This window comes from Nonomuraea sp. NPDC049784, assembly GCF_040659615.1.
Classification (GTDB): Bacteria; Actinomycetota; Actinomycetes; order Streptosporangiales; family Streptosporangiaceae; genus Nonomuraea.
The window spans coordinates 1-5288 of sequence record NZ_JBFAMX010000672.1; the positions used below are offsets into that span (position 1 = coordinate 1).

Here is a 5288-nt window from a genome sequence, read left to right on the forward strand (position 1 = left end):
CGGCGACCGCGCTCCCGCCGGCCGTGGCGATCTCCTTGACCGTCGCAGCGGCTTCCTCGGCGTTCCCGGCGTAACCCACAACGACCGAGAAGCCGTCCGACGCCAGCCGTTTGGCGACCTCACGGCCGATGCCGCGCGAACCGCCGGTGACTACGGCGACTCTGTTGTTCACGATGATCTCCGCGATCTCTCAGGGCCCCCGCGGCACAAGCCGTGCCACGGGGGTGAACGGGTCAGGACTGCAGTTTGGCCAGGGTGAGGACCTCGCCCCGTATGCCCCAGCCGCCGTCGGCGACCTCGTCGACGAGCACCATCGTGTTGTCGCGAACGGCGTCGCCGAAGGTTTCGCAGTACAGGTCGGTCACTTTGGTGACCAGCTCTTCCTTCTGCTCGGCGGTGAGTGTGCCGGCGGGAACCTTGAGATTGGCGAATGGCATTGTTTGCTCCTTTCGATGGTCCACACCCTGATAGAGCCGAGCGGGGGTATCCAGGGGCCCTTCAGCCAGGGGTCGCCGTCCCCTGGCTACGGTTCACCGCCGGGGCCCACACTGGAGTCGTGAACCTGTCTGAACTCGGCGCATTTCTCCGGACGCGGCGTGCGCGGATCACTCCGGCGGAGGTCGGGCTGATCGGCGGATCGCGCCGCCGGGTGCCCGGCCTACGCCGGGAGGAGGTGGCCCAACTGGCCGGCACGTCAGTGGACTACTACATCGAGCTGGAGCGCGGCCGGGGTGCGCAGCCGTCGGAGCAGATCCTGGCTGCCCTGGCCCGGGCCCTGCGCCTGGACGGTGACGAGCGCGAGCACCTGTTCCGGCTCGCTGGCCGTCCGGAGCCCGTCACACACGGTACGGCGGTGCACGTGCAACCGGCCATGCTGGCCCTGCTCGACCGGCTGGACACCACTCCGGCGCAGATCATCACCGACCTGCACGAGACCCTCGCCCAGAACCGGTTGGCGATGGCGCTGCTCGGCCCGCCCGCGCACGCGACGGGGCTGGCGGCCAGCTACGTGTACCGCTGGTTCACCGACCCGGGCAGCCGGTCGATCTATCCAGAGGCGGATCACCAGCACCACTCGCGCGTGCTGGTCTACGACCTGCGCGCCGCCGTGGCACGCCGCGGCACCGACGCTCGGTCTCTGGACATGGTCGCCCGCCTGCGCCGGGCAAGCCGGGAGTTCTCCGAACTGTGGGACACCGGCGACGTCGCCGTGCGCCGCGGTGACCGCAAACGCATCAACCATCCCAGCCTGGGCCTGATCGACATCCACTGCCAGAACCTGTTCAGCGAGGACGGCCGGCAACGCCTGCAGTTCTTCACCGCCCCGGCCGGCGGCCGGGCGGTCGAGCAGCTGCGTCTACTCGCCGTAATCGGCGTCCAAGACTTCTCCGAAGCGATCGCAGAGGTCTGAACCCGACAGCAGCAAGAAGTTCTTCCAGGGAGCTCTGGCCGGTCGTACCCGCCTCCTGGCCGAGGCCTTGCGGTGCACTTTGGGGCCGTCTCTAGGGGGCCATCTCCAGGGCCTCCTTGAGTGCTTGGAGGAACAGGACGGCGTCCCTGCCGTTGACCAGCCGGTGGTCGTAGGCGAGGCCGACGACCGCCACCGTGCGCTCGCCCTCCCGCTGCGGCGAGGTGAGCGCGACGGCGCACGCCTGCCCCGGGAAGACGATGGGGACGGCCATGACGATGTCGGGGTCGTGGTGCAGGGTGACGACGATGTTCCCGCCGTCGAGCTGCTCCTGCCTGAAGCCGCCGTGCTGGGCCAGCCTGCGGAACCCGGCCAGTTCCCCCGCGATCTCCTCGACGCCCTTGCGGTGCGCGTCCCTGATGACCGGCACGTACAGGCCGGTGCCGAGGTCGATCGTGACCGCCACGTGCGGGCTGTCGGGGACGGCGGCCGTGCTCTCGTCCAGCAGCGTCGCGAAGCAGAGCGGGAAGTCCTCGTGCAGGCGGGCGACGGCGGCGATGAGGAGGTCGGGGAGGCCGACGAGCTTGCGCAGGCGTCTGGTGAGGTCGCGGGCGGCGGCCGTGGCCCGGCCCACGTCGACCTTGATGGCGGCGTAGGCGGCCGGGATCGTCCGGTGGGACAGGCTCACGGTCCTGCCCACGGCCCGCTGGTTGCCGCTCAACGCGCGCAGACCCGTACCGGGCGGCCCTTCGCCGGAGGCGGTGGCGGCTGCGCGCGGTGCAGGCGCCTCAGCGGGCGCTTGGGCGGGCGGCGCGGCCGGGTACGGCACGGACGCTCGGGCGGTGGACGAGTCCGATGCCCCGAGGCGTTCGACGTCCGCCCGCCGCACCACCTTCACGGGCAGGGCGCGAACCCGCGCCGGGTCGATGCCGAGCTCGTCGATGAGCGCCTGCGCGGGCGCCGTGATCAACGGCACGCCGGAAGGCAGTGCTGAAACCGGCGCCGGAGCCGATGCGGACGGGCTCGCGACCGCGTCGTGGGCGACGGCGACACGGGCGATCGGCTGGCCGGGGGCGCAGTCGGCGCCCGCCGGGACGAGGTGGGTCAGGACGCCGTCGTGCTCGCTGACCAGCTCCTCCACCGTCTTGGACGTCTCCACCGACGCCACGACCTCGTCCCCGCGCACCCGGGCGCCGTCCGCCACCAGCCATTCGAGCAGCACGTACGCCTCGTCGTTGGTGTTCAGCTTCGGCACCCGGATCTCAGCCATCGAGGCCCTCCAGCACGGCGCGGCGGATCGTGGAGTCCTGCACCAGCACGTCGCGCTCCAGGTGGGCGGCCGTGGGGATCACGCTGTCGGCCGAGTTGACCAGCTTGAGCGGGCGGCGCAGCCGTCCCCAGAGCCGGGTGTGCAGGTCGGCGGCCACGTGACCGCCCCAGGTGCCGCCCGCGCTGCCGTCCTCGGCCACGCACACCAGCGGCGCCCGCTCCAGGACGGGCAGCAGCGCCGGCGGGTCGAAGGGGTACAGGCGCGAGGGGACCATCAGCACCCCGGCCAGGTCGTGGTCGAGCAGCAGGGACCGCATGGCGGCCATCGCCCGGTGGGCTACCCCGCCGGGGACGATCAGCACGTAGTCGAGATCGCCCGGCGGGATCTCCAGGGCATCCGATTCGCCCGAGTCGAGGCGGACCACCGCCACATCGCCCGCGAGGTCCCACCTGAACGGCTCATCCACCTCGTACATGCGCCGCGTGTACAGCACCTTGTCCTCGAACAGCAGGCACGGCTCCCCCAGCGCCAGCATGCGATCGAGCACGGCCCGGTTGTCGTGGAAGGGTGACATCTCGAAGAGCGACAGGCCGGGGATCCCGATGAAGTGCTTCTGCGGGCTCTGGCTGTGGGTCGGCCCGTAGCCGCGGTGGCCGCCGGACGGGCAGCGGATCACCAGCGGCAGGGGCACCCGGGTCCCGTACATGGTGACGGACTTGCTGGCGAAGTTGAGTATCTGGTCGAAGGCGAGCGCCGCGAAGTCGGCGAACATGATCTCGACGACCGCCTTGCCGCCCGCCAGCGCCAGGCCCGAGGCCGCGCCGACGACGGCGCCCTCGCTGAGCGGGGTGGTGAGCACGCGGTCGGGGAACCGGGTGGACAGGCCCTTGGTGATCTTGAATGCGCCGCCGTAGGGGTCGAGGAGGTCCTCACCCAGGACGTACACGGAGGGGTCGTCCTCCAGGAGGCCGTGCAGGGCGCGGTTGAGGTTCTCGCCGGCCCTCACGCGGCGGTCCAGACTACCGGCGGGCGGGCGGCGACCTCGGCGGCGATCCGGTCGACCCGGGTACGGGCCTCCGCCTCGATCCTGGCGCACTGTTCGGGGTGCGCGGCCTGGTAGGCGGCGTACCAGTCGACGCGGGGGAAGTCCGGCGGCCGGGTGTCGTCGCCCTTGCTGTGGGGGCCGAGGCGGTGGGTGGCGAATTCCACCACCAATGGGCGCGGCTCCTCCCGGACCTGCTCGATCAGGGGAGCCAGCTGGGGGCGAATGACGGAGATATCTGCTACATCCACCCGGCGGTGCTCGACGTCGAACGCCCGTGCCCGCCCCTCGACCGTGCCCGCCATCTGCAGCGCGGTCGCCGTGGACTGGGCGATGCCGTTGTGCTCGACCACCACCAGCAACGGGAGCCGCCAGAGCTGGGCCAGGTTGAGCGCCTCGTACACGGCGCCCTCGCCCCAGGTTCCGTCGCCGATGTAGACGCAGGCCAGCGCGCCCGGCTCGTGCCGCTTGAGCCGTAACGCGACTCCGGCCGCCACGGACAGGCTCTGACCCTGCACGCCGGTGGACAGGTAGCGGTCGCGCTTCAGGTGCTGACTGCCGCCCACGCCGTCGCAGATGGCGCCCTTCCTGCCCATGATCTCGGCCAGCAGCCCTTCCGGGTCCTCGAACCTAGCCAGGTAGTGGCCGTGGCCTCGGTGGTTGCTGAACACCCAGTCGCTCTCGCGCAGCAGCGTTCGCAGGGAGACGGGGACGTACTCCTGGCCGAGGCAGGTGTGGGTGGTGCCGTTGAGCTCGCCCCGCTCGAAGAGCGTGAGCAGCTTCCGCTCGAAGAATCGGATCAGCAGTAACAGCGCCAGGTCGTCGTCAGAGAGTCTGTCCATTGGCCTCTCGAGCACCAGGAAAACCTTCTGAAAGGCTAACAACCCCCGCATTTCCCGTCCAGGCCCGACCCTGTATCGGGTCGGGCCCACACGGGGGCCTGTGAACTGTGTGAAAAGTACGTTACGACCTGTGTGTCCCGTTCCTCCGAACTGTCCGGTCCCGCCAAGCTAGGGCCGTTCCCCGCACCCCTCCGGGAGGATTCGCGATGCTCAGGCGTACACCCCTGTTCGGTAAGAAGACCCGGATCACCTTCACCCTGCCCACGAACCAGCCCGCCGGCATCGTCAGCGTCGTCGGCGACTTCAACGACTGGTCACCCGGCCGCCACGAACTCCTGCTCCGCCGTAGCGGCATGCGCACGGTGTCCGTGATCCTCCCGCCGGGCATCCACAGGTTCCGCTACCTGGCGACCGGCGGCCTGTGGTTCGACGACGAATCGGCCGACCACATCGACCAGCACGGCAGCCTGCTTCACCTCTGAACGGCGACTCCGGCGGCCACCGCCTCCGGGCGCGCTCTCACTGTTCGAAGTCGGCGAACGGACGCAGCTCCAGCCGTCCCTGCCTGGCCATCGGGTGAGCACGGGCGACCTCGATCGCCTCGTCCAGATCGGCGCATTCGAGCACGTCGAAGCCCGCGATCACCTCCTTGGTCTCGGCGAACGGGCCATCGGAGAGGATCAGCTCGCCGTCGCGTACGCGGACGGTGGTCGCCGCGGACTCCGG

At 70.5% G+C, this 5288-nt stretch carries 8 protein-coding genes; 2 read left to right on the forward strand and 6 right to left on the reverse strand.

The features are described 5' to 3' along the window. Positions 1 to 172: SDR family NAD(P)-dependent oxidoreductase (locus tag AB0J09_RS55330; RefSeq protein WP_360710426.1), on the reverse strand; the 172-nt coding region annotated here is incomplete at its 3' end. A 61-nt stretch (positions 173 to 233) separates the two neighbouring features. Further along, positions 234 to 437 (reverse strand): 4-oxalocrotonate tautomerase family protein, encoded by a 204-nt coding sequence (locus AB0J09_RS55335; RefSeq protein WP_360710415.1) that lies wholly within the window; start codon positions 435 to 437, stop codon positions 234 to 236. Between the two features lie 119 nt (positions 438 to 556). On the opposite strand from AB0J09_RS55335, the gene AB0J09_RS55340 reads away from it, so the two are divergent. Beyond that, positions 557 to 1411, forward strand: coding sequence for a helix-turn-helix transcriptional regulator (locus tag AB0J09_RS55340; protein WP_360710417.1), 855 nt, complete (start codon positions 557 to 559; stop codon positions 1409 to 1411). A 91-nt stretch (positions 1412 to 1502) separates the two neighbouring features. Here AB0J09_RS55340 and AB0J09_RS55345 read toward each other — a convergent pair whose 3' ends face one another. From AB0J09_RS55345 to AB0J09_RS55355, 3 genes are read right to left on the reverse strand one after another with little or no spacing between them, the layout of a single operon-like run. After that, on the reverse strand, positions 1503 to 2678 hold the full coding sequence (locus tag AB0J09_RS55345; RefSeq protein ID WP_360710419.1) for a 2-oxo acid dehydrogenase subunit E2: 1176 nt from the start codon (positions 2676 to 2678) through the stop codon (positions 1503 to 1505). Next, positions 2671 to 3684: an alpha-ketoacid dehydrogenase subunit beta gene (locus AB0J09_RS55350; protein ID WP_360710421.1), complete on the reverse strand. Its 1014-nt coding sequence runs from the start codon at positions 3682 to 3684 to the stop codon at positions 2671 to 2673. The genes AB0J09_RS55345 and AB0J09_RS55350 overlap by 8 nt, the downstream gene beginning before the upstream one ends. Then, positions 3681 to 4562 carry a thiamine pyrophosphate-dependent dehydrogenase E1 component subunit alpha gene (locus AB0J09_RS55355; RefSeq protein ID WP_360710423.1) on the reverse strand — a complete coding sequence of 294 codons (882 nt, stop codon included), beginning with the start codon at positions 4560 to 4562 and terminating at the stop codon, positions 3681 to 3683. Before AB0J09_RS55355 ends, AB0J09_RS55350 begins: the two co-directional genes overlap by 4 nt. A 206-nt stretch (positions 4563 to 4768) precedes the next feature. Between AB0J09_RS55355 and AB0J09_RS55360 the strand changes: the two genes are divergently transcribed. After that, the gene (locus AB0J09_RS55360) at positions 4769 to 5044 is read left to right on the forward strand and encodes an isoamylase early set domain-containing protein (RefSeq protein ID WP_360710424.1); all 276 of its coding nucleotides are present in this window, start codon (positions 4769 to 4771) and stop codon (positions 5042 to 5044) included. A 37-nt stretch (positions 5045 to 5081) separates the two neighbouring features. Here AB0J09_RS55360 and AB0J09_RS55365 read toward each other — a convergent pair. Continuing rightward, a partial coding sequence (locus tag AB0J09_RS55365; protein WP_360710425.1) for a YciI family protein occupies positions 5082 to 5288 on the reverse strand: 207 nt, incomplete at its 5' end.